Origin of the sequence: Sulfurimonas sp. NW9, assembly GCF_051132275.1 — a bacterium.
In the GTDB taxonomy this organism is placed as follows: Bacteria; Campylobacterota; Campylobacteria; order Campylobacterales; family Sulfurimonadaceae; genus Sulfurimonas; species Sulfurimonas hydrogeniphila.
Genome location: NZ_CP093236.1, coordinates 1,536,774 through 1,561,199 on the forward strand (window position 1 = coordinate 1,536,774; position 24,426 = coordinate 1,561,199).

Annotated in this window: 25 protein-coding genes and 1 tRNA gene; 12 read left to right on the plus strand and 14 right to left on the minus strand. The window is 34.9% G+C overall.

Annotated features, from left to right (window positions below; translation table 11 throughout):
- Positions 1-29: 29 nt before the first annotated feature.
- The 4 genes from istB to MLC44_RS08710 all read right to left on the minus strand — a co-directional run bounded on the left by istB (position 30) and on the right by MLC44_RS08710 (position 3,497).
- A complete protein-coding gene (gene istB, locus MLC44_RS08695; RefSeq protein WP_434656958.1) occupies positions 30-848 on the minus strand; it encodes an IS21-like element helper ATPase IstB in 819 nt (272 codons plus the stop codon).
- Complete coding sequence (gene istA / locus MLC44_RS08700; RefSeq protein WP_434656960.1) at positions 839-1,963, minus strand: IS21 family transposase; 1,125 nt, start codon at positions 1,961-1,963, stop codon at positions 839-841. The genes istB and istA overlap by 10 nt, the downstream gene beginning before the upstream one ends.
- A gap of 518 nt (positions 1,964-2,481) precedes the next feature.
- Entirely contained in the window at positions 2,482-3,300 is an 819-nt protein-coding gene (locus MLC44_RS08705; protein WP_434656963.1) for a restriction endonuclease, read from the minus strand.
- A complete protein-coding gene (locus MLC44_RS08710; protein WP_434656965.1) occupies positions 3,297-3,497 on the minus strand; it encodes a helix-turn-helix domain-containing protein in 201 nt (66 codons plus the stop codon). The genes MLC44_RS08705 and MLC44_RS08710 overlap by 4 nt, the downstream gene beginning before the upstream one ends.
- 132 nt (positions 3,498-3,629) lie before the next feature.
- Here MLC44_RS08710 and MLC44_RS08715 point away from each other — a divergent pair, with 132 nt between their 5' ends.
- From MLC44_RS08715 to MLC44_RS08765, 11 genes are all read left to right on the plus strand, one after another.
- The gene (locus tag MLC44_RS08715; protein ID WP_434656966.1) at positions 3,630-4,097 is read left to right on the plus strand and encodes a hypothetical protein; all 468 of its coding nucleotides are present in this window, start codon (positions 3,630-3,632) and stop codon (positions 4,095-4,097) included.
- Positions 4,098-4,350: 253 nt separating this feature from the next.
- A complete protein-coding gene (locus tag MLC44_RS08720; RefSeq protein WP_434656969.1) occupies positions 4,351-4,695 on the plus strand; it encodes a hypothetical protein in 345 nt (114 codons plus the stop codon).
- Positions 4,696-5,078: 383 nt separating this feature from the next.
- Positions 5,079-5,201, plus strand: a complete 123-nt coding sequence (locus MLC44_RS08725) for a hypothetical protein (protein ID WP_434656971.1) — start codon at positions 5,079-5,081, stop codon at positions 5,199-5,201.
- A 152-nt stretch (positions 5,202-5,353) separates the two neighbouring features.
- Positions 5,354-5,710, plus strand: coding sequence for a hypothetical protein (locus MLC44_RS08730; protein ID WP_434656973.1), 357 nt, complete (start codon positions 5,354-5,356; stop codon positions 5,708-5,710).
- Between the two features lie 114 nt (positions 5,711-5,824).
- The gene (locus MLC44_RS08735; protein WP_434656976.1) at positions 5,825-7,510 is read left to right on the plus strand and encodes a hypothetical protein; all 1,686 of its coding nucleotides are present in this window, start codon (positions 5,825-5,827) and stop codon (positions 7,508-7,510) included.
- Positions 7,510-7,938 (plus strand): hypothetical protein, encoded by a 429-nt coding sequence (locus tag MLC44_RS08740; protein ID WP_434656978.1) that lies wholly within the window; start codon positions 7,510-7,512, stop codon positions 7,936-7,938. The genes MLC44_RS08735 and MLC44_RS08740 overlap by 1 nt, the downstream gene beginning before the upstream one ends.
- A 226-nt stretch (positions 7,939-8,164) precedes the next feature.
- The gene (locus tag MLC44_RS08745; RefSeq protein WP_434656980.1) at positions 8,165-9,169 is read left to right on the plus strand and encodes a zonular occludens toxin domain-containing protein; all 1,005 of its coding nucleotides are present in this window, start codon (positions 8,165-8,167) and stop codon (positions 9,167-9,169) included.
- Positions 9,117-10,298, plus strand: coding sequence for a type II secretion system protein GspD (locus tag MLC44_RS08750; protein ID WP_434656982.1), 1,182 nt, complete (start codon positions 9,117-9,119; stop codon positions 10,296-10,298). The genes MLC44_RS08745 and MLC44_RS08750 overlap by 53 nt, the downstream gene beginning before the upstream one ends.
- 64 nt (positions 10,299-10,362) lie before the next feature.
- Positions 10,363-11,772 (plus strand): rolling circle replication-associated protein, encoded by a 1,410-nt coding sequence (locus MLC44_RS08755; protein ID WP_434656984.1) that lies wholly within the window; start codon positions 10,363-10,365, stop codon positions 11,770-11,772.
- The gene (locus MLC44_RS08760; RefSeq protein ID WP_346389951.1) at positions 11,773-11,988 is read left to right on the plus strand and encodes a hypothetical protein; all 216 of its coding nucleotides are present in this window, start codon (positions 11,773-11,775) and stop codon (positions 11,986-11,988) included.
- Positions 11,985-12,866, plus strand: a complete 882-nt coding sequence (locus MLC44_RS08765) for a tyrosine-type recombinase/integrase (protein ID WP_434656986.1) — start codon at positions 11,985-11,987, stop codon at positions 12,864-12,866. Before MLC44_RS08760 ends, MLC44_RS08765 begins: the two co-directional genes overlap by 4 nt.
- 66 nt (positions 12,867-12,932) lie before the next feature.
- Here the strand turns inward: MLC44_RS08765 and MLC44_RS08770 are convergent.
- From MLC44_RS08770 to MLC44_RS08815, 10 genes are all read right to left on the minus strand, one after another.
- A tRNA-Ser gene (locus MLC44_RS08770) sits at positions 12,933-13,022 on the minus strand.
- A 43-nt stretch (positions 13,023-13,065) separates the two neighbouring features.
- On the minus strand, positions 13,066-13,749 hold the full coding sequence (pyrF, locus tag MLC44_RS08775) for an orotidine-5'-phosphate decarboxylase (RefSeq protein ID WP_434656988.1): 684 nt from the start codon (positions 13,747-13,749) through the stop codon (positions 13,066-13,068).
- A gap of 75 nt (positions 13,750-13,824) precedes the next feature.
- Positions 13,825-15,789 carry an acetate--CoA ligase gene (acs, locus tag MLC44_RS08780; protein WP_188110048.1) on the minus strand — a complete coding sequence of 655 codons (1,965 nt, stop codon included), beginning with the start codon at positions 15,787-15,789 and terminating at the stop codon, positions 13,825-13,827.
- Positions 15,758-16,390, minus strand: coding sequence for a 3'-5' exonuclease (locus tag MLC44_RS08785; RefSeq protein WP_151901497.1), 633 nt, complete (start codon positions 16,388-16,390; stop codon positions 15,758-15,760). The genes acs and MLC44_RS08785 overlap by 32 nt, the downstream gene beginning before the upstream one ends.
- A gap of 11 nt (positions 16,391-16,401) precedes the next feature.
- Entirely contained in the window at positions 16,402-18,216 is a 1,815-nt protein-coding gene (locus MLC44_RS08790) for a putative nucleotidyltransferase substrate binding domain-containing protein (protein ID WP_434656991.1), read from the minus strand.
- Between the two features lie 2 nt (positions 18,217-18,218).
- A complete protein-coding gene (locus tag MLC44_RS08795) occupies positions 18,219-19,886 on the minus strand; it encodes a cation acetate symporter (RefSeq protein ID WP_151900056.1) in 1,668 nt (555 codons plus the stop codon).
- On the minus strand, positions 19,879-20,202 hold the full coding sequence (locus MLC44_RS08800) for a DUF485 domain-containing protein (RefSeq protein ID WP_151900055.1): 324 nt from the start codon (positions 20,200-20,202) through the stop codon (positions 19,879-19,881). Before MLC44_RS08800 ends, MLC44_RS08795 begins: the two co-directional genes overlap by 8 nt.
- 14 nt (positions 20,203-20,216) lie before the next feature.
- Positions 20,217-21,650 (minus strand): OprD family outer membrane porin, encoded by a 1,434-nt coding sequence (locus MLC44_RS08805; protein WP_434656993.1) that lies wholly within the window; start codon positions 21,648-21,650, stop codon positions 20,217-20,219.
- A gap of 191 nt (positions 21,651-21,841) precedes the next feature.
- Positions 21,842-22,495 (minus strand): response regulator transcription factor, encoded by a 654-nt coding sequence (locus tag MLC44_RS08810; RefSeq protein ID WP_151900053.1) that lies wholly within the window; start codon positions 22,493-22,495, stop codon positions 21,842-21,844.
- A complete protein-coding gene (locus MLC44_RS08815) occupies positions 22,495-23,688 on the minus strand; it encodes a sensor histidine kinase (RefSeq protein ID WP_434656995.1) in 1,194 nt (397 codons plus the stop codon). Before MLC44_RS08815 ends, MLC44_RS08810 begins: the two co-directional genes overlap by 1 nt.
- 123 nt (positions 23,689-23,811) lie before the next feature.
- On the opposite strand from MLC44_RS08815, the gene MLC44_RS08820 reads away from it, so the two are divergent.
- Positions 23,812-24,318 carry a peptidylprolyl isomerase gene (locus MLC44_RS08820; protein WP_151900051.1) on the plus strand — a complete coding sequence of 169 codons (507 nt, stop codon included), beginning with the start codon at positions 23,812-23,814 and terminating at the stop codon, positions 24,316-24,318.
- Positions 24,319-24,426: the final 108 nt, after the last annotated feature.

Genomic DNA, 24,426 nt, shown 5'->3' on the forward strand with positions numbered 1-24,426 from the left:
AAAAGTAAAAAAAAGTTACAATTTGAAACTTAAACCACCACTTTGTTTTGTCCTGTTTTGTTTGAAGATTTAGCTCCAAACTTATATAAATCTGAATTGATAATTCCTGACTCTTTTTTCTCTTTTAATCTATAGCTGTCTCCTTGTATGTTGATGATGTGTGAATGATGCAGTAGTCTATCGAGGATAGCAGTTGTTACAACCTTATCACCTGCAAATACCTGTGACCACTTGCTAAAGACAAGATTGGAGGTAAGGATAGTAGAGGCTTTTTCATACCGTTTAGAGATAATCTGAAAGAAGTGATTGGCTTCCTCTTTATTCATATTGAAATAACCTATCTCATCGATAACAAGTATTGAAGGATTGGTTACTGATTTTAAAAAGGCATCATACTTCCTATCTTTTTTGGCTTTATTGGCATTGGCAAGTAATTCTGCAATAGTAGTAAACTTTGCTTTGTATCTGTTCTGAACTGCCTTATATGCCAAAGCAATAGCCAGATGGGTTTTGCCTACACCACACTCTCCAAGGAGAATAATGTTTTCATGCCGTTTAATAAAACCTAGAGTTGCCAACTCCTCTATTTGTTTGCGGTTAACTCCTACAGAAAAAGTATAATCAAACTGCTCAAGCGTTTTAATAGCAGGAAACCCTGCAAGTTTGGTTAGGGTGTTTTTACTTCTGTCCATTCTACTGTTATTTTCAAGCACTAAAAGTTCATGTAAGAACTGTGTATATTGCCAACTCTCTTTGGCAGCAGTGGCGGCAACAGTGTGAAACTCGTTTGCTACAGTAGAGAGTTTGAGTGATCTGCAAAGTGTTTCTATCTCCTGCTCTAGTTCCATAAAGCACCTCCCAGTTGTTGCATAGAAAAAGTTGGCAGCATACAGTAAAGCAGGGCAGCAGGGATCAGTTCATCATAACTTTGTATATCTGGTTTTGGAATATAGATAGAATCTATTGTTTGTGTTTTATTGAACTCTTGATTATTTTTTGCTACACTTTGTATTACAGCCTTTGGATGGATGCCACCATAAGGTTTAGGCAGAGAAAGCAAGTGGGGTTGCTCCTCTGCCAACAGATCAAATGGCCTTTGCAGGGTTGTTTGATGTATGCGTACATTGGCTTGCATTTCAAGCCATTTGAGTACTTCTGCATTAGCATTGTCAATATTGAGCTGATAATTTTTCATTGCAAGTTTTACACGCAGTGCGTTATGAAAACTGTAGCGTAAATAATGGTTAAATCTCTCAACTTTTCCTTTCGTCTTTGCACGGTATGGTCGACATACTTTAATAGCAAAGCCACAATGCTTGGCGAAGTCTTCAAAGAGAGGATTGAGTTTATGTTTACCTCTCCCGTACGCATTGCGTCTAATAATGACTGTGCGCATATTATCATATAGACACTCTAGTGGAACGCCTCCAAAGTATCTAAAAGCGTTCATATGGCATGCCAGCAATGTCTCTATCTTTTCATTATCAACATACTCCACATACGAAGCCCTTGAATAGCCCATTGTAGCAACGAATGCAGAGAGGTTGTCTTTTGGAAACTCTACCCAATCGACTTGCATCTGTTTGGCTGGCTCTGTTTCAAAGCGTATAAGCTTTTCACTATTTTTTATTCGCTCACGCAGTTCATATTTCTGCATTACCTGCTGGAGCCAACGCAAGCTTCCTTTGTATCCTAAAGCCTGTATCTCTTTGTAAATTACAGTGGTTGGAATAAAAGAGTTCTCCTTATGGGATATTTCCAACATCTTTGCAATATGGGGAAGATATGGATCTACAATATTTTCTACTGGTGCTCTGTTAATAACTGGTGTATACCCATCAGGAAGTTTAGAATATTTACGAACTGTCTCACGACTGATTCCCAGTCGTCTTGCTACTTCTGTTTTATTAAATCCTTGTTTTAAAAGTTTTTTTATCATTTGAACTTGCCTCTTATCTAACACTTGACTCCCTTCAAAAAAGATGAAACGGAGTCTATCAAAAATTAATTTGATTTTTTAAGGTTTGTGTTTAAAAAGTAACTTTTAACTCACTTCCCTTAGTGCCAATTTTAGCAGTTCGTTTGACAAACGGGGTAGGACAAGAAAAAAACTGATTTTTAAAAAGGTGCTTGAAAGCTCGTATTTTAGGGGTTTCTGGTGGACGAGGAGAGATTCGAAAAAAACCTACCCTTTTATTTTGTTTCTTTGACATATTATTCATACTTTGATATACTTTCTTTGTGAATGCAAAACACTCCTAGTCTGCTTAACTAACAGACTTACAAGAGATTTTAGGTTAGGACTTCGGTTCTAGCCTTTTTTTTTGCCATTTTTTTATGGTTGGTTTGTGGTGTGGGTGGGAACTCTTGTAATAAGGAGATGTTTTGCATTCCAAAATAATAGTAGTCTTTTTAGTGTTTATGGTCTTTGTACCATTATTGCATTAATCAAAACAGAGGGATTAGTTACCCCTCTGGCTACTATGCCATTGGTATAACTTGATATTCTATTATGTCTTTGTTTTTTTGTATATAAGTATATGCGGCTTTAGTTAAACATTCTTTTGAAGTTATATATAAAATTTTCCAATTATAATTATTAATCATTTCTTTTAGTATTTTATCTTCTTCTAAATAGTCTAATATATCCATTCTAGTTGCTTTTATTTTATTATGATCTACTTTCCATGTTTCCCAGTTTTTGCATTGTACAAAATATATATTTTTATCTTTTTTTATAAACAAATCAATATTTTTATCTTTAACGCCTTTTTCTTTTCCATGCTCCCAAACATAATACCCTTGTTCTCTAAAAAAATCAGCTATATATTTTTCGTATTCATCCCCTTTTTTCTTTTTTTCTGTTTTAGTCATTTTTGGTTTGTTTTTTTTATATAGATTATCATAACCTTGTATTTGCTTTGAATTAATATTTTCTTTTGATGAATCATATATTCTATTTATTAATTGTGTATCATTTAATATTTTTTTATTCCATATTGTATATTTGGTTTTGTTTTTAGGATTATATAGTTCTTTTCCTCCTTTGTTTTCTCCAGCTAGTGTCAATATCCACCATCTGTCTCTTTTTTCTATCCAACCTAATTCATTAAATATCTTATTTATTTCTCTTGATGATTTTTTGAAATGTTCTCCTATCATCTTTATTGTGATTGTTTCTTCTTTTTGACTCATGTTATTTCCTTTATTGTTTTTTTTATATTTATTTTTCTTAGGTTTTAAAAATATTTGTATTGCTATGAGTACTAAAAATAAAAGAAATACTCCTGTTGCATTCATTTTAAATTAAATTTTCCAGAGCTGGCATTTTCTTTTATTGCTTCTAGTCGTTCCAGGTGCTTACGTGTTTCTTCTATAGATAAGTCTAGTGCTAAGCCTTGATTTATAAGTCTTACTAAGTCTGGTCGTTCTTTTTCCCATTTATTTAGGTTTTGTCTTGTTGTTCCTAACAGCTTTGCCAATTCTTCTTTTGTCATATTAATTTACCTTTTTTAAGTAAAATAGTTAAAATAATTTCATATCTAATTATATTTAAGCTATCTTAAAGTTATTATAGTTTACAATATATACATAAAACGTAAACATAGTTTACAATTAGGAGTGACAAAATGCAAGTAAAACAAGAAAACATTAAAAGACCGTCTTTGATAGAACCATTCTTAAACATGGAACTATCCCCTACAAATGAGTTTATAAAATATATAGACTGTTCTGTAAAATCTTCTAACGTTGTTCATAAAAAGAATAATGTCACTTCTACTGCTGATAATAGCGAAAAATCACTTAATAATGAAGAATACTTTTCAGAGGCTTTGCCTAGATATATTAAAAAAAGAGATGCACTTCTTTTAAAAAAACAAAAATTACAGTCTTCAAAAACAAAATATGATATTGCTTATTGGCTCGATATATGTGAACCTGTGCGTGAATTTACTTTGTTAATTGATTGTTTTACTAAAGATGAACTTATAGAATATAAAATTGAATTTCTTAAGAGATTAGAAAACAGTATTGATACTTATAATCTTCTTATTGAAGCAGCATCTTCGGAATTCCCGCAATCACAAAAGAGTTAATTCAGTTTGATGTAAGTCGGTCGGTACCACGTCCATTTGAGCATGAAGACGTTAAAAACTCTAACGCTCTCCCCGTCAGTCACTTCTCGGGGATTAAATAATAAAAGTGACTTGTTAGGTATTTAGAGAGTTAGACTTTGAGTCAAAAGAGGGTTTATTTTTTCCCTTAAATGTAAAAAAACTCACTCTAGCTTTCTAAATACTTAATTATGACAGTAGTTAAGTTAAAAATTAATTCACTGAGGAGTGACAGATGACAACACACATGATTGGACAGCTTTTAGAAGTAAAGCCTATCGAAATAGTAGATAGAAAAACAGATAAAGTTAAGTACAGCACTGATTTAACAGTAATGTTTGACGGTATTGACGAAGAGGGTTTCAGAAAAGTATCTGTTGAAACGGTTAATGTTGATGAAGAGTATTATGACGAACTCAAAGAAAAGATAGGAAAAACAATCGCCATTGCTTATACTGCAAAAGTGGACCAGTGGGGAGTTAAGTTTTATGCCGATCGTTCTATGCCTGTGCTTGAGCTTGAAAAAAATCCGCTCGACTATTCCAAGTTCAAAAGAAAAGAGCAGTCTAAGAGGTCTTAACGACAAAGCACCCGCAGGGTAGAGGCGTAGCCGTTGTGGCACCGCCCCGAGTTTATATGCTTGTCAAGAACTGGTAAACAAGATTATTTCCAACTTCTTAACAAGTGCCGAGAGAGGTAACTCTCTCCCCTAAACCGCATAAGGAGAATTATTTTGAATCAGAGTTTAATAAGAGCTTACCAGGAAGAGATAACAAGATTGGTTTATATTCAAAACAAATTTGGTATAGATTACAAAGAACAGATTGATAGATTAAGAGCTGTAAGAGATAGAATGATATCTGAACTTAAAAGTTCTTAAGTATTGGAATTTTGCATTGAGTAGCGTGAACTATTCAGTGCAGAGTTTCACGACCTGCAAAAAAAAATAAAAGGTGGTTTAAGATGGATTTAACATCTGTTGCATTTAATACGGCTGACGCTACGGCAGTCGGTGTTTTGGTTTTGGTGGCTGTTGCAGCTCTTTGGGGTGTTCGTAAAGCTATTTCTTTCGGGAACAGAGGCTAGTAAATGCCTGATATGCCCTCTTTAGACGTTGTCGGATTGATTCAATTAATGTCAATTATTTTGGTATCACTTGGCGTCTTCTGGGGTATAAACAAAGCCATACATATGGCTAAAAAATAGGGGATTTTTCCCCTGTATCAAAAGGTTTGATTATGAAAAAAATACTTATTATCTCTTTTTTATTGTCAAGCCTTTCCGCTTCTTTCCTCTACGACAAAGATTATCCTGTTTGTATAGAAGATTATTATCTAAAGTCTGGTCGTATATATTATCTTCGTTCTTCTGATTCTACTTGGGCTTCTACTTCTGAAAATAATACTATTAAAGATTTACATTCTGGTTATACATGGGATTCAAATAATTCTATTTGTAAACCGCAGTCCTGGTTAATTCTTGGAATGGATGTAAAAGATTGGCATTTCCTTGAGGCTCTTACAGGGCTCTTGTTCGGTTTTGTGTTTATGTTTTTTACGATTATCTTATTTATGCAGGCAGGTAAAGAAAAATGATTTATTTTGAAATTACAGATATGGCAACGATAAATTATTTCGCTTCTATATTTTTGAATCTTACAATAGTTTTAGCTCCATTATTTGGTGCTTTGGCACTTACTAGGCATTAAAATGTTTAAAATTTTATTTTTATTATTATTAAGTGTAGATTTGTTTAGTGCTATTGTAAAACTTGATGGCGATACAGTTTGTGATTCTCAATTAGGTAGAGATTATTCTTCTGAAAGTTCTGTGACTTTTTACAATCCTCGTCAAATTGGTCAAAAAACTGGACGTTGTGAGGATGTTGGTTTGACTTCTCCTTGTTATCGTCCTGATTTGGGATATCCTGAAGATTCTTATTATACTGATGATTATTTATCTGATGGTTATGTACAAACTTATAGACATTATGGTCAGTTTACTTGTGTTGAGCCGACTCCTTGTACTGATACGCCTCCAGATAATTTAACGGGTTATCCTCTTGCGTCTGGTGGCAGTTGTGCTGCTGTTTCGGCTGCTGTAACCTTACCTGGTTTTGATATAAAGGGTTATGCTCCTTCTCTAGAATTAAGTTTGCAAACCAGCCCAAATTATACATTATGTTCCATTATCTGTGATCAAGGATATTATGAAAAAAGAGCTGTTTGTTCTTCTGATGAAGTAGTTAATTCTGATAATAAATGTATAAAAAAAGATTTGGTTGTAAATATTCCTGAAAGTGATTGTGTTCCTGGTACAGTTTTTAATGATTATTCCAAAGGTTTTTCTGGTGTTTTGTCTTGGGATGTTTATTTAAAATCTTGTGTTGTTGTTGAAGATAAAATTGTTCCATGTTCTGAATATACTCCTACTGTTATTAAAGAAGTTTTTAATTGTGACACTGATTTAAATAATTTTAATTTTAGTTGTACTGATAATTTAAACGATTTGCCCACTATTGAGACTTCTTGTACTCCAAAAAATGAATCTGTAAAAGTTTCTCCTTGTAATGACTTTCGAAAATCATTAGAACAAAGTTGTAAGGATAGTGGAAAAATTATTGATCCGTCTTCTGTTTGTGAAGATAATGGCATAGTTATAACTAAGAATACTTTGTCCTGTATTGTTCCAAAACCAAAATGTGATGGTGTTTGGGGTGAAGTTTATAATCCTACTACTAATGAGTGTGATTGTAAAGAAGGTTACTATAAAGACAGATTTGGGAATTGTTCTTATGATTTTTTTGGTAAAGCAGATGAAAATTTGACTGATGAGGAAAAAAATCAAAAAATATCAAATGAAATTTCAAATGCTACAACTAAAAAACAAGCAGAATTGAGTAATGATTTAAATTCTAGTTTTTCATCTACTGCTTCTGGCATTATAGGTCTTGGCAACGATTTATCTGGTTTACGTTCTGATATTAATACTACTAATAATATTTTGAATGATATTAAAGATAAATTTGAAGATGAAAAATTAATTGATGTTAAGGAAGAAGATTTATCTTTGCTTAATGCTGCTAAAGATTTTTTAGATGGAGCTACACAGCAATATAAAGATTTTTATGAAAATACTAAAAATGTTTTAGATTCTATTGAGTCAAAATATGATGAAGCTATTGCACTTTTTCATGGCGAGGCTCCTTCATCTGTTTTGCCGTCTGGTTCAACTTCTGATTGTTTTAAGACTACTGTTTTCGGTCATGAAATATCTTTTGATTTGTGCAGTAGTTTTGGATATCTTTCGCCTATTATTTATGTAGTTTTAAATATTTATTTTATGATTCTTGTATTTTTCTTTTCTTTGAAATATACGCTTAGGAGTTTTTCATAATGGGTTTTTTTACTGCAATTGGTTTTATAGTCTCAGGCATTATTTATCTTGTTAAATTTGTAAAAAATTATCTTCTTAAATATGTTACTTTTGGTGTTATACTTGGTATTCAGTTTACTATTACAGCTGGAACTATTGTTTTTGTAAGTGCTTTTTATTTTGCAAGTATTACGCTTTTTATTTCCCTGTATAATTCGGCTGTCAATATTATCAATACTATTACTACTCAAACAGGTTTAGATTGTTTTTTTGGCATGCTTATGTGTACTGGTGTAACTCCTGCTATCCAAAATGGTATTAGCATGTTTTTTGCTGCACTTGTCCCTTTGCTTGTTTTTCATCTTGGCAGGTTCACAATTGGTGCTGTTGGAATTATTAAAGATGAGTTGTATAAGCTTGGTGTATTGCTAGGATTGGCGGCTTCATAATGATTTCATATTTTTTAGGAATCCCAGGTAGTGGAAAAACATACTTTGGTGTAAATGTCATATACGATAATTTTGCAAAAAAGATTCCTAAAAAAACAAAACTTACTTTAAAAAAAGATTATAAAAACTGCTATACAAATATAAATGAATTTAATTTCAAATTGACTAAAAATGTCTATAAACTTGATTTTGATGAATTTTTTGATAAGTTGCAAATTTATATAATATGGCTCACGGCATAGAGCAAAATTTAGATGATGAAATAGACTCAAATATTGCATTTAAGTCTTTATCTGAATTATTAGAATCTGGTATGACACTCCAGGAAGCAAAAGCCTACCGTGAAAAAATTTCTACTTCCACAAAGCAAAAAAAGAAGATCCCTAAAGCTTCTGATTCTGAACTTATTGAAAAAGCAAAAGAGTTAAAAATATTTAAATCATTATTTGTTATTGATGAGTGTCATAATTTCTTTGATATGGATAATAAAGTAAAAGTTTGGTGGCTTACATATCACAGGCATTTATATCATGATATATATTTGATTACGCAAAATCTCTCTTTGGTAAATAGTAAATACAAGCCACTTGCCGAATCTTTTTACAAAGCAAAAGCTTCTTCGCTTACATTAAATAAAAAATATTTTAATTATATGTATTATACTGATTCTAGAATGACAAAAGATTCTTTTGTGGAAGTTAAAAAAGTTCCTAAACGTCAAGAAGTTTTCAAACTTTATAAGTCTGGAGATATCGTAGAATCTAAAAATGTAATCAAGAAATTTATTATTATAGCGATCCTTCTTTTTTCATTAGTTTTGCTTCTGGCATATCTATATTATAAATTTTCTGTTGAGGAAAAAATTAAAAAAGATTTTCCACCTGGTAAGTCTGTTTCAAATTCCAAACCTCTTTCATCTGGTTTAAATAAAAATACTTTTTCTATTAATAAGGAAATTGAATCAAATTTTTCTGATGAGTCTTTTTTTGTTTTGAACTGTTCTTATTCTTCTTGTTCTAATAAAGAAATAAATTTGCCTCCTAGATTATTAAAAAAATTTATTGATATGGAATATATACATAAATATTATGATGAAAAAGTTGGTAAATATTTGACTATAGTTTATTTGTCAAGTTCTAAAGATTTTTATCATTTTATTTCAAAAAGGAGTGACACAGATGAAAAAGATTCTGATAGTATTAATTTGTTCGGTGCTGTTAGCGGCAAATGATTTATTAAACATTAGTTTAGTAGATTTTACGGATAGGGTTTCAAAACAGACATTAAAAAGCATATATATAGATGAGGACATAAATGCTTCTGTTTCTTTGTATGTGCCTGATAAAATTTCCAGTAAAGATATTTTTAAATTATATAAGCAGACTTTGGATAAAAACGGATTTTATTTAAGGAAGCTTGGTCATGTTTATGTTATTAAAAAGCATAAAGAAATGATTATGAAGTCTCACTTATTTCAATTAAAATATAATAGCTTTGCTGATTGTAAGATTATTCTCGACACTATGGGGGTTAAATATAATTATTTGAAAGATAGCAATACATTTGTTTTATTGGTTAATGATGACAAATTTGCAATTTTGAAAAAATATCTTTCTATGGTTGATAAAAAACAAAGTCAAGTAACATTGAAAATTATGATATTGGAATATCAAAGTTCTATTACTGATGAACGGGGCTTAGAATTTGGCAGCGTTTATAAAACTATTGACGGTGCTACAAAAAGTGCTATATCGGCTATCGTTGCTCCTATCACTAACAATACGCTTTCAATTTCTAAATTTAATTTTTATTCTGCATTACATTTTTTAAATTCTAATAATTTGTTAAATGTAAAGCAATTTCCTTATGTTTTAGTGAAAAATAATCAAAAATTTGTTTTTGAAGCTGTGCAAAATATTCCTTATCTTGTGACAACTACTACAACTGACAATGCAAACACCAGTGTTCAAACAAGTATTGAATATCGTGATGTTGGTTTAAAAATTAATGGTTTAGCATATATATATGATGATTATTTATCTCTTAATTTGGATTTGATTATTGAAGATTTGATTACCGGTTCAGAGCCTACTAATACGCCCGAGACTTATAAACGACGTTTGAATTCTAGTACAGATTTAACTTTTGGCAGCGTTCTTTTGTTAAGTGGTATTAAGCGTATTAAACATGATACTACTACTTACAGCGTTCCTTTTGTTTCCAATCTTCCATACCTGGGAGAACTTTTCAAATATAAATATAAATCAGAACGCAAACTAAATTTAACTATTGCAATTGAAGTGCTTGATAGTACGGCAAACGCTCTTTTGCTTCCGCCCGAGGTACGAGGGCGGGAGTAAAAGGCGGAGCCGTCTTGGCTATCTATAAAAAGTTATCGGACAAAATTTAAAAGGAAGTGACAAAATGAAAAATTACGGTTTAACCTCTTATCAAAGAGAATATGCGTTAAAAAAATTACATAATAATCTTGAATTTATGAATTCGAATGGTGTAAAGATTGACAATGATAGATTTGTGCCTTATGCAGACTTTGTTCAGAACTCATATAACAACTCTGACAGATATATAGCTGAAATACAGCATAGAGCCTGGAATATGTTCGATTATGCTCGTGAAAAAGAGCTGGTTAATTTAATGTTTACGCTTACGCTCCCGTCTGTATGGCATCCGATGAAACGTAAATACCCAAAATCTAAGATTGATAAAACTATGATTTTTAATAAGCAGTTCGGTGGTCGTAAATATATTACTAAAATAAACGGTTATAAAATTTTAAATTGCAACGTGAACCAAAAGATACCCATGATTGAGCCTGATTTGGATTTCAGTCCTATTGATAAGTTTAGTCCTCGTAATGCTTCTGCTGAATTGTCAAAGAGATTAAAACGTTTTTTTGATGATAGGAGCTATAAATCAATAGATAAAAAAGAGCGTTGTTACTTCCGTGTAACGGAACCGCATGAAGACGGTACACCACACGTACACATGTCTTTATTCGTGCCTAAAGATAAATTGGAACGTGTTGTTAAAGCATTAAATCGTTTGTACCCTGTTCCCATGGGGCAAATTGAAACAGATATTAGAAAGCCTGTTCACTACTTAATGAAGTATGTTTTAAAGACGTTTGATGATTTAAGAGAAGATAAAAATATATCAAATTTGACGCTATGGTACTTGTATCATGGTATTTCAAGATTCTACACATCACGTACTTTTGTCAATCTCGAAATTTATAGACGGCTACAGGGCAAATATGAACTTAAAGAGCTTACAGAGGCTTATAGGCGTGAAGAAGTAAATATCTATTATTACAAAGACAGCGATAAAATCGCACTTATTGAAAACGAATTCGGTACATTATACGTGCCTAAGCCTGTGAATTGGTCTGAAAAAATAGACATGAAAGATAGACTTAGTGAGGATGGTAAAACGATACAGTTAGACAGCGGTTTTGAGCCTGTGTATAAAGATATTCCCCCTAAGGCTATTGAAGTGGTTATTGACGGTAAAGAGTATATGACTTACAACTTTAAGTTAATAGAACATAATGCCGGTAATGAAAAACTAAAAGAACTCGGGATTGAGCCTCTTCCATTGACTGATATTTTAATTGTGCAAAAAAAGAAACCGTACCAAATGACAGATTATGAGTTGTATCAATATTTTCATAGCTTGGATATAGATATGGTGGACGATAAACATTACATTAATACTCGTAACTTACTTATACAGCGTGGCTATGATGTGGGTGAGTGGCTGAAACTCACTGCCATCCAGGAATTAGAAGAAGAAATTGAAAGTGAGGTGTTCTAAATGACTCGTAATGAAGCTTTATATATCTGTTATTCTCAAAATGTTTGTATCAAATTGGATTGGTGGGATGATTTTATGTATATATATTTTGATTCAAAAAGTTTAAGTTTTAAAAGTGGTCCAGGTTGTGAAATAGAATTAGATTTTTTACTTCCTGGTAATTATGAAATTTTAGAAAATAAGTATAAATATCTTGGCGGTTTGTTTGCTGTATGAGTAAATTTCATTACTATTCATCTCTATATCTTGAATTCAAAAAAGAAGATTTAAAATTTTCTACTTTTGATAAATACAAAAATATCATAAAAGACAGAATCAATCCTGTTTTTCAAGATATGCAAGTGCAGGATATTAAACCTTCAAATATTAAAAAATGGTTGCTTACTCTTTCAGATATAGGCGGTAAATCAAAACGTATATATTTGTCTATTTTACGTGGTATTCTCCAGGAAGCCTTATATGATGAGTTAATTACTCGTAATCCTGTTTCATTAGTTAGGTTACCGAAATATTCTACTCCTCGAATCGTTCCTTTCAATGCTGATGAAGTAAAAATGATTATGAATAATACGCCAAACGAAAATTACAGGTTTTATCTTGCCTTTGCATTTTATACCGGTATGCGTTCAGGAGAGATTATTGCTCTTAAAAAAAGTGATATAGATCTAAAAAATATGACTATAAAAGTTCAGCGTACACGTTCCCGATACGGCGAGAGTACACCAAAAACTACTTATAGTATAAGAGAGATTCCGATTATAAAGCTCTTGAAGCCTTATATATTAGAACTCTACAATAAGCATGACAATGAATATCTTTTTGTTACGCAATATAATAAGCCTTACAATACTACAAATGTATTCCAGGAAAAGTTTTGGAAGCCTTCTTTAAAAGAATTAGGGATTGAATATCGCCGTCCGTACAATGCACGTCATACATATGCTACAAATATGCTTTACAATAATTTGGTAACACCTGTACAACTTGCCCAGCTCTTAGGCCATGCTAACACGCAGATGGTTTATGATGTTTATGTAAATTATATTGAAAGATTTAACGATAAATTTGACAGAAGTATTGAGATATATGTCTGACGGGGTAGGACAAGAAAAAAACTGATTTTTAAAAAGGTGCTTGAAAGCTCGTATTTTAGGGGTTTCTGGTGGACGAGGAGAGATTCGAACTCTCGGTACCGTTGCCAGTACGCATCCTTAGCAGGGATGTGGTTTCAGCCACTCACCCACTCGTCCTTTTGAAGAGTGAGATTATAGTCATTATTTCATAATAATTAGCTTAAATCTGTGCTAATATTTTTTTAACGACCTCAGCAGGGTTCTCTGCCTGATAAATCGGACGTCCGACGACTATAAAATCAACAAGTGCTTCTTTGGCATAGGCAACATCGGCGACTCTTTTTTGATCCCCTGCATCTTCACCAAAAGGACGAATACCAGGAGTGAGTGTCATAAACTCTTTACATGTAAACTCTTTAATAGCCTTGCTCTCATACGCCGAACAGACAACACCGTCAAGTCCGCTTTCCATTGCATCTTTTGCAAACTGATTTGCTTTTGTTGCTATGTCCGCTTCATATATTGCCTGAAATTCCTCTTCACTAAACGATGTCAAAGCTGTTACAGCCAAGACCAATGGACGATTTTCATACTTTTCCAGTCTTTGCATCACGGTATTCATGGCACGTTTTCCTGCACTTGCATGAACATTAAACATATCAACACCAAGTCCCATAATTGACTCGGCGGCATCTGCCATGGTATTTGGAATATCATAAAGTTTCAAATCTAAAAATATTTTAAAATCGGGGTTGATTTGCTTAATAGCCTGCAAAAATGCTTCGCCGTCGCGAATATAGGTACGCAGTCCGACTTTGAGCCAGACATCATAGTTTTTTATTTTTTCAATTAAAGTGAGATTTTCTTCTTTCGTAGGTAAATCAAGGGCAACACATAATTCCATACTAACTCTTTTTTGTGGAATTATAGCATGAAAAACTAAAGCCCAGACTGAAGTCTGGGTTCCAGAAAAGTCCTATTATTTGGACTTCACCATTGCTTCAATTTTGGCAACTATGCTTGGATCTTCCAGAGTTGAAATATCCTGAGTAATTGCCTCGCCTTTAGCGATAGAGCGTAAAATACGACGCATAATCTTTCCGCTTCTTGTTTTTGGAAGTCCCGGTGCAAAAACCATATCATCACAGATAGCGATGTTTCCTATCTCTTTTTTGATGATGTTATTAATAATTTTTGCTTCTTCAACCTCATCAGCCACGCCTTTGTCATCTTTTAAAACGATGTAGGCAAAAATACCCTCGCCTTTGAGTTCATGCGGTTTTCCGACAACGGCAACCTCGGCAACATTTTGATGTTTTTTGATGGCTGCTTCAATTTCGGCAGTTCCCATTCTGTGTCCGCTGACATTAATGACATCATCAGTACGTCCCGTAATCGTGATATAACCGTCTTCATCATACACAGCACCGTCACCTGTAAAATAGACAGGTTTACCGTCTTTTTTCACATCACCAAAATAGGATTTTATAAATCTCTCTTCATCTCCCCAGACACCGCGAATCATCGAAGGCCAAGGACGTGTGACACACATATAACCTCCCTCTCCGACTTCAACTTTCTCACCGGTTGCCGGGTCCAGAATCTCTGCCATGATTCCAGGAAGAGGAAATGTTGCGCATCCCGGTTTGATAGGGGTTGCCCCAGGAAGCGGAGAGACTATATGCCCGCCTGTTTCTGTCTGCCAGTAAGTATCAACGATAGCACATTTACTTCCGCCAACCTCTTCATAATACCATTTCCACGCAGGAGGATCAATAGGCTCTCCAACAGTTCCAAGTACTTTTAAACTACTCAAATCATACTTAGCCGGTTCATCTTCACCCATTTTATGCAATACACGAATCGCAGTAGGCGCAGTATAGAACTGGTTGATTTTATACTCTTCTACCATTTTCCAAGGACGACCCGCATCAGGATAGGTCGGAACACCTTCAAACATTACCGTTGTCGCACCCATTGCAAGCGGACCGTAAACTATATAGGTATGCCCGGTAATCCAGCCGATATCTGCTGTACACCAGTAGGTATCATTTTCTTTGACATCAAACACCCATTCCATTGTCATCTGCGCCCACAGTATATATCCCGCAGAATTATGCTGCACACCTTTTGGTTTTCCTGTTGAGCCTGATGTATAGAGCAGAAAGAGCGGGTCTTCACTATCCATAACTTCCGCTTTACATGTAACGTCCTGCATTTTGATCAATTCATTATAAGAGTAGTCACGCCCTTCAACCCATCGTATATCTTCATTGTTTCTCTCAACCACGAGCACTTTTTTTACCGGCCCACCTTCTGCCAAAGCCGCATCCACCACCGGTTTTAACATATATGGCTTGTCTTTTCTGTAAGCTCCGTCAGCAGTGATCACAACTTTTGCATCCGCATCTTCAATTCTGTCTTTGAGTGCTTCTGCAGAAAATCCGCCAAATACTATAGAGTGAATGGCGCCGATTCTGGCACAGGCAAGCATCGCATAGGCAGCTTCGGGAATCATCGGCATATAGATGACAACTCTGTCCCCTTTTTTGACACCAAATTCATTTTTCAACAGATTGGCAAAACGGTTTACATTGTAGTAAAGTTCCAAATAGGTAATAATCTGTTTATCGCCGCGATCTCCTTCAAAAATAATCGCCGCTTTATTCTTGCGTTTGTCTAAATGACGGTCAATACATTGTTCTGAAACATTTAACTTTCCGCCTTCAAACCATTTGACAAAAGGGTAATTCGATTCATCCATCACTTTTGTAAACGGCTCTTTCCAGCTCAGCTTTTCTTTGGCAAATCTGCCCCAAAATCCTTCATAATCTTCAATTGCTTCATCCTGCAAATCATGATATTCACACATGTTTTTGATTCTGGCAGTTTTTGCAAACTCTTTGTTTGGTTTAAAAATCGGTTTTTTTTCTATTTCTGACATTTATTTTCTCCTGTGTTAGTTTTAAGTAAATCATTGCTGTCATAATGGCATCATTTACAGCATTATGCACACCCATTTGAGGGATATTACAGTTTTTCAAGATTGTATCAAAACGCAAATCAATATTAGCTTGCGGTATCATTGCAATTGTTTTATCAAAATATATTTCAGAAACTTCAACCATTTTGTTTGGCAGAGTGATTCCAAGCACAGGCTTTATATATTTGTTAATCATCGCAACATCAAACTCAAGATAGTACCCCACTAAAGTGGCACCTTTGATATAATTCAAAAACTCTTTAATTCCTTCCAGCGGTTCTTTTGCATTCTCCAGGTCACATGGACGGATTCCGTGTATTGTTATACTTTTTGCATCAATTGCTCCAAAGTTTTTCAAATAAACTTCAAAAGTTTGTGATGTCAGTATTTTATTATTTTTAATCTTAACTGCACCTATAGAAAGTATTTCATCTTCTTTTGGATTGAGGCCCGTGGTTTCTGTATCGAAAACCACAATTTCATCACTTTGTTCAAAAAGAGAAGAAAAAGATTTATCTTTGAGTTTTGACAGATTTCTCTTTTTTTTCATCTGTTCAAACATAGAAAAAAGCATTACGAAACCATTTCCAAATGAAAATGAAAACTAATAAACTTTTTCAGTTTATCTACCACTTTAAAACTGTCTTTGAGCAAATCCCGGCTTGTTTTGTCCAAACCTTTTGGATTTATATAATTGATATCTTTTTGATCCTTTGCATACAGCATTGTTTTGAGCCTCACAGACAACAGAGTATCAAAACTTTCTATGAGTTCTGTCGCAAAAACTTTATCAAAAACACCTCGGTTGTTCAACTCTTTGATACGTTCGATTGTATTGTTTTTTTTGATTTTATTCTCCAGTGCCAGACATTTTATGCCGTGAACAATTGCAAATATACCGCCTTTTTTCAAATCCAGTTTGTTTTCATGCTCTTTGTCAAGCTTAAAACCGCTAAAAAGAGAAATAGGTGTTTCAAAAAAAAGCGTTGCTTTTGCAAGATGTGCCAAAACATCATCTCTCTTCTCAAAACGCGCAAACAAATGTTCTTTTGCCGCATTCACTAAAGTACAATCACCCGCAACACACTTTGCATCTAAAAATATACTCAAGTTTTGTAAACTGTTTCCTTCAAAACTTGCTATCCAGTTATCTATTTCATTTTTAAAGTCCCCTAAATTACGACGCCAGTACGCATTACTGACCATAACATTGCCCTCACACTTTACAAACCCTATTTCTAAAAGCGCCCTGTTGAGTTTATGCATAGGCTCTCCAAAAAGTTCTGTATCCATATCATCGGCAATGATCAGAGCATTGTCCTGATCGGTTTTGAGTATCTGCTCCTCTCTGCCCTCAGAACCCATTATCATAAGAGCACATTTTTCCTGTAAAGATTCATCAACATACATCGTAAAAACTTTTGCATATATTTTTTGGTTGAGTGTTGCAACAAGTTTGCTGATATAACGTACTTTTACACCATTGGAATCAAGTGTTGTTACAAGATTTTTCAATCCGTTTTGAACCTCTTTTAAATCATCAATGTTCTCTGCTTTGTCTATTTGCACAGAAATCAGGTAAGAATGATTTGCAAAATAACTCAACAAATCCAACTGCTCTAGTATTCCGACAATTTTATCACCCTCTTTTACAACCAAGCGCTTAATCGCATTATGTGTCATAAGCACCAAAGCATTAAATAAAAAGTCACTCTTCTCAATAGCAATAATATTTTTAGATGCTATATGCACGATGGCATCACTCACATCATATTTACCCATCAAAACCTTCTCTCTCAAGTCCGTATCCGTAACTATACCGCAGCTGTTTTCATCCCTTACGAGAATACATGTAGCCTTAAGATTTTTCATTTCTTTTAAAGCATCTGCTATTGTTGTGTCTTGTGCAACAATACAAACAGCATGAAGATAAATATCTTTTACCTGAGATACCAAAAAAGGAGTTAATTGACTCTGCTGTGAGTATTCTTTTAAATGTTGATGGCGTGTAATAAAATCTTGTAAAAAATACTCTTGTATGCGTTTGTTTTGTATCAATTCCAAAAAGTCTTCTTTTTGAATCTCATAACAAATCAAATCTTCACTGACAACAAACCTGTTTTGTGTTGTCCCGTAAATCAAAGCATCCGCATCAAAGCTGTCACCTTCACCGTAAACAGTATGCAGTGTATCATCAATATACTCGGACACATATCCTTTTATGATGATATAAAAAGCGACAGATGGAAGATTTTTGCTGATGAGCAGCGTATCTTTAGGGTAATATGCAATGTCGATTTTTTGCATCAGCTTACTCAGTTCCTCTGAACTGAGTAAGCCAAAAGGGTGAATAGACTCAATAAGTTTTTTTTGGTCTAAGATGCTCATAGTTAATGCTCGGATGCACCCTCGGCACCAATACCTGTCTGACTTCTGATGTATTGTGCTTCAAAAGCCTCCATCTCTTGTGCTGCAGCCTCTGATTTGTCCGTTACTGAGAAAAACCAGATACCGACAAAGGCAACACTCACAGAAAAGAGTGCCGGGTATTTATACGGAAAAATCGCTTCGGCATTGCCAAAAATCTGTACCCAGACAATCGGACCAAGGATGACAAGCATGACAGCTGTAGCCAGTCCCAAGGTTCCTCCGATGACAGCACCACGCGTTGTAAGTTTTTTCCAGTACATGGAGAGTAAAAGTACAGGAAAGTTGGCAGAGGCTGCTATTGCAAACGCAAGCCCGACAACAAAAGCAATATTTTGTTTTTCAAATGCTATTCCCATAATAATAGCTACGATTCCCAAAACAACAGTAGCAATTTTTGAAACTTTCATCTCTTTAAGCCCGTCAATTTCACCTTTTTTGTACACAGAAGCATACAGGTCATGTGAAATTGCAGAAGCACCTGCCAGTGTCAGACCCGAAACAACGGCCAGAATTGTTGCAAATGCCACAGCAGAGATAAATCCAAGGAAGAAGTCACCGCCAACAGCATGAGACAAATGTATGGCTGCCATATTGTTTCCGCCAAGAATCGGGAAACCGCCGCTTATGGCCTGTTTTGCCAGATCCAAATACTGAGGATTTTTATACACCATTACAATTGCGCCAAAACCGATGATGAACGTCAGTATATAAAAATAACCGATAAAACCTGTTGCATAAAATACCGACTTTCGTGCTTCTTTTGCATTGCCTACTGTAAAAAATCTCATCAGGATATGAGGGAGACCTGCTGTACCGAACATCAAGGCGACGGCTAAAGATATTGCAGAAACAGGGTCCGAAACGAGTCCGCCCGGAGACATTATTTCTATACCTTTTAATTCTGTTGCATGGGCAAACAATGCTCCAAAACTGAAATCATAATGCGCCATTACAGCAATAGCCATAAAAGTAGCTCCTGAAAGCAGTAAGAATGCTTTGATAATCTGCACCCAGGTTGTTGCGAGCATACCGCCAAATGTTACATAAAGAATCATTAAAACACCAACCAGAATAACCGCTACTTCATACTGCAGACCAAATAAAAGCTGTATTAACTTTCCAGAACCGACCATTTGAGCGATAAGGTAAAGAATAACAGTTGCAATAGAACCAAATGCAGCCAATATACGAATAGGTTTTTGGCGTAGTCTGTAAGAAGCAACATCCGCAAAGGTATATTTGCCTAAATTTCGCAAAGGTTCTGCAATAATGAATAGAATAATCGGCCAGCCGACCAAAAATCCGATCGAATAGATAAGTCCGTCATACCCTTTGAGATAAACAAGTCCGGAAATTCCCAAAAAGGATGCCGCAGACATATAGTCTCCTGCAATGGCCATACCGTTTTGCAGCCCTGTAATGCCACCGCCTGCTGTGTAGAAATCTTTCGCAGACTTTGTTCTTTTGGCTGCCCAGTATGTTATGCCCAGAGTTGCACCGACAAAAATAACAAACATAACAATTGCCGGAACATTCAGCGGCTGTTTTTGAATTTCACCGTTGATAGTTCCGGAGGCAAATGCCGCGATACTGCCGAAAATTAAAAATAAAAATATTCTGTTAAACATCTAGGCGCTCCTTTAATTTGTTTTTTACTTTGTTTGCCAGATCATCAAACTCACTGTTTGCTCTTTTTGTATATATGCCTGTCAATATAAAAGCAAATACGATTACAGCCATACCGACAGGAATACCTATGGTTGTCACTGCCTCACTAGAGAGGGGCACTGCCAATGCCGAGGGATCAAAAGCTATTGTAAGTATAAATGCAAAATAGACTACAAGCATCGCTATTGTTAATTTTAGAGCAAAACCCTGTCTTGTCTTTACAAGTTTCTGGTAATCAGGATCTGCTTTTATCTGTTGTATCTGTTCTTTGGTCATAATTTTTCCTTGTATTAGAAATTATAGTTTGCAATGAGTCTGTACTCATTCCAACCGGTGTCACTTCCTGGAGTTGCTTCCGCAAATTTTCTGGGAAAATTTCCGCGAAAACGAAGCTGCAGTTTTTCAACTGCTTTTGGGTAGTATTTGATGTCAAACCCAGCTTCTGTTGCTGTTCTTGCTATACCGTATCCGGAGTTTGCATCTGTATCAAAAGCGACATAATAGGCAGCAGTTGAAAGGTTGACTCCATGTTGTTTGAAGTTATAGACAGCAGCAGCTTTTGTTGCTTTTGTTCCCGCTAAAAACATATGACGAGTCACCATACCTTGAGTATATGCCGGCATGCCGCCAAACTGTGTAAGTATCGCATTTTTGTAAGAATCATCTCCTGCATTGTTTGAAGATGTTTGGGAGTAGGCAATATATGCAGCAAAACCTTCATATTTTGCCCCGACTTTACCCGCCCAGTAAAAAGAATCTACCTCACCGGACCCTCCCAGCGGAGAGTACTGCATATATTTTCCGCCAACACTGTTTTGTTTAATCATCTGCACTTTTACAAACGGTTTTACATTGCTGTTGAGCAGACAGTTCCAGGAGACTCCTGTGTCAGCGTAGAGTGTATTGTAAAGATTCCATGCATAATCATTTGAGACATCTACATGAAAGTTTTTCGCTGTATATTTCAGTTGAATATTTGTAACACCGGCAGTTTTTCTTCCGGTTGTTGCAAGTCCCAAGTTCAGATACTCTCCGGTTTGTACTCCTGTTGAAGCATTGATCCCTCTTGAAGTGTACCCTGAAGTAGCGGCAAGTATTCCGCCGGCAGAATAGATATTTGAGAATGTTCCATAAGCGATTCTGTCTACATGTGCCATCTGAAGAGTAATATTTTTCACATCCTTGCTTACAAACTTGTATGCTCTGAAAGTATTTGGAAGCGTTCTTGCATCATCTGATCCCATCATTAAAGAGTCATATCTCTGATAACCAAGCTTGGCATCACTTTTTAGCCCATATTCACTGAAATTGTATCCAAGATACCCCTCACCGAGAATTGAATATGACTTGTATCCGGTTCCAAGAAGTGCCGGTGACTGGGCAGTGTGTTGCTGTATACCCAAATCCTGTACTGTATAAAAAGCCGCAGCCAACCGAATACCGCTTAATGTAGCTGTTTCAAACTTGAGATGACCGCCTAAAACAGCAGCATCTCTGTGCGTATCTGCCCCTGAACCACCCTGATACTGTCTGTCCACATAAAACATTCTAATCTGACCGCTTGTTTTTCCTTTTGCAAACATGTCTTTTATGTCATCAGAAAGAACATCCACCTCTTGTTTCTCTTCAACACCGTGCTTTAACTTTATATTTACACCGTCGTAATCAGCATATACACTTGTCACCAATGCTGTAACAAACATACTTAATGCAATTTTTTTCATATAACCCTCCACTTTTAGATAAGTGCCTGACAAGAATAAATAACATAATTTAAATATGTCATTTATTCTTGTCAGGCACTTAAGATAATCATAAATCCAAAACATAGCATTAACGTAGCAATTCATATTTTTAACAAAAAATTGCAATTTAATCTCTGGCGTGTATCAATATGTAACAAACAATACCCTGCTCATTTTTCTATCATATATCCCATGCCTCTGACATTAACAATAATATCTTCTTTTAAACTTTTTTTCAGTCTGTTAATCTCTGCTCTTATGGTTGCATTATCTACGATTTGTTCATCCCATACATACATGCGAAACTGTTCAAAATCAACTATTCTGCTTCTGTTCCTGGCTAAAATATCTATAATTTGCGATTGTTTTTTTGTAAGAATCTGGGGAGTGTTCTGAAACAAAAGCGTATTGTTTTCCTGATCATACATATAGTTTTTTGAAAGCCTGAGAAAAACCAGAGGAATATCTTTGTCTGTTAAAATTCTGTCAATTTTCAAAGCAAGTTCTTTTAGGTGAAAGGGTTTTTTCAAGTAATCATAGCATCCCAGATCATAGGCACGGGAGATATCTTCTATATCTACCAGAGCGCTGATATAAATGCTGGGTGTATGAATTTTGATGGCATGAAGCTTTTCCAAAAGTGTCAATCCGTCTATATTTGGTACAGAGATATCCAAAATCAATAAATCATAGTCGTCTTTTTGAAGATTTTCAAATGCTTCAAGACCGTCTGTAAAACTTACAACAAGATGTCCCTGCTCCTGCAGATACTCCTGTATAGACTCGTTTAGCATTATTTCGTCTTCCAGTAAAAGAATTTTCATTATTCACCCATCATTTTAAATTTATATTCAAATGTAGTCAGTTTGTCAGTTGATGCAATATCTATGCTCACATTGTCTTCTTCACAAATATTTTTCACCAACTGCAGTCCCAATCCAAATCCTTTGACATTGTCATTTTCCCTGTAGTATGCATCAAAAATTTTCTCCGGATCTTTTATAATTTTAGACTTGCTTGATACACTAAACATTACATCTGCTCCTGTTTGCTTTACATGTAAGAAGACTGTTTCCTCCGGCAAAGTGTATTTGATGGCATTTGTAATAGTATTGTCTACAATACGCTGAAGTTTTGTTTCATTAAAATAAATATAAACCTTGTCCAAATCACTGCTGTATTTAAAATCAATTTTAGACAAATGTGCAACATCTCTAAAAAACTCTATCCGCATGCTGAGATACGAAACCAGTTCAATTGAAACTTTGGGATACGGCACCTGGTCTTTTTTTACCAAATAACTCAAATCATCATATATATTAAATATATTTTTTGCAGCCGCTTCTATTTTGGACAATTGTCTGTCCTTTTTATTTTTCATTTCATACAGTTCTATACTCGTCAAAATAACACTCAGAGGCGTGTTTGTTTCATGCACAGTGTAGCGTAAAAACTCTTTTTGTGCGGCAAGTATCTCTTCTGAAAACTTTTTTTCTTGTAAAAGTTTTGCATTTGCCTGTTCTAAATACAATGTTTTCTTTTGTACCTTTTTTTCAAGAATAAGATTGATCTCTTTTAATGATAGCTTTTGCTGATTTATTGTCTTTACCATTTCATTTGCATACAGAACCATCTCTTTAAATTCTTTAAAAAAAATCTCATCAGGACTCAGCAATGCTTCCCTGTGTGCCGCATTTTTAAAAAAATTTAAAAATACATGCATATCATTTTGAATCAACGCATAAAATATCTTATACAACCCGAGCATGATTGCAAAAAGTATAAAAGAGAGTGTCACAATAGCCAAAGTGTTTTTTATCAGAAGCCTTTTGAGCTGTTTTTGTGTATCTCCGTAATCAGCCACACTGTGTTCCTGCTTGTAAAGCGCTTTTTCATAATCCTGATAATTTTCTTTTATCAGCAAATAGGCAAATATAATGACAAAAACCAATATGACAACAGTTGTGACGGTATTGGCCTGCTTGATAGTCAAAGATGTAAATCTGTTCTTTTGCATTTTTTATCCCTGTTTTTCTCAATAAAATTATACCGCTTTTAATTCCAAACTTAATTTTAAAAGCACAAGACATATTTATAAAAATTTAACTATAATAACAAAAAATAAAATAAAGAGGTTTATATGTTTGGAAAAGCACAACTCAAAGAATACAATTTAAGCGAAGAAGAATTATCAAAACTGCAATATGCAAAAATCGTAACAAACAAAGGCGATATCTGGATTAAACTTTATCCGGAGGAAACACCAAATACCGTTGCAAACTTTGCACATTTGGCACAAACAGGATTTTATGACAATCTCAGCTTCCACCGTGTAATCCCCGGTTTTATGGCACAGGGCGGTTGTCCGCAGGGAACAGGAACAGGTGGTCCGGGCTGGTCTATAGCATGCGAAACCGATAAAAATACACATAAACATGTCAAAGGAACACTTTCTATGGCACATGCAGGACAAAACACAGGCGGCAGCCAGTTCTTTATCTGTTTTGTTCCCTGCCCGCATCTTGACGGTGTCCATACAGTTTTTGGCGGTATTGAAGAGAATGATGCTGAAAGCTTTGCGGTTTTAGATTCAATTGAAGGACAGGATGAGATCAAAACTATAGAGATTCACGAAAAAAGAGACTGATTTTTTCGCAGGCAAGGTCAAAACCTCAATCTCGGAACCGGCACTTCAGTGCCGGCTGTTGCAACAGCCTTGCCATTCTCAGCCCGGACTGAAGTCCGCGTTTTGAAA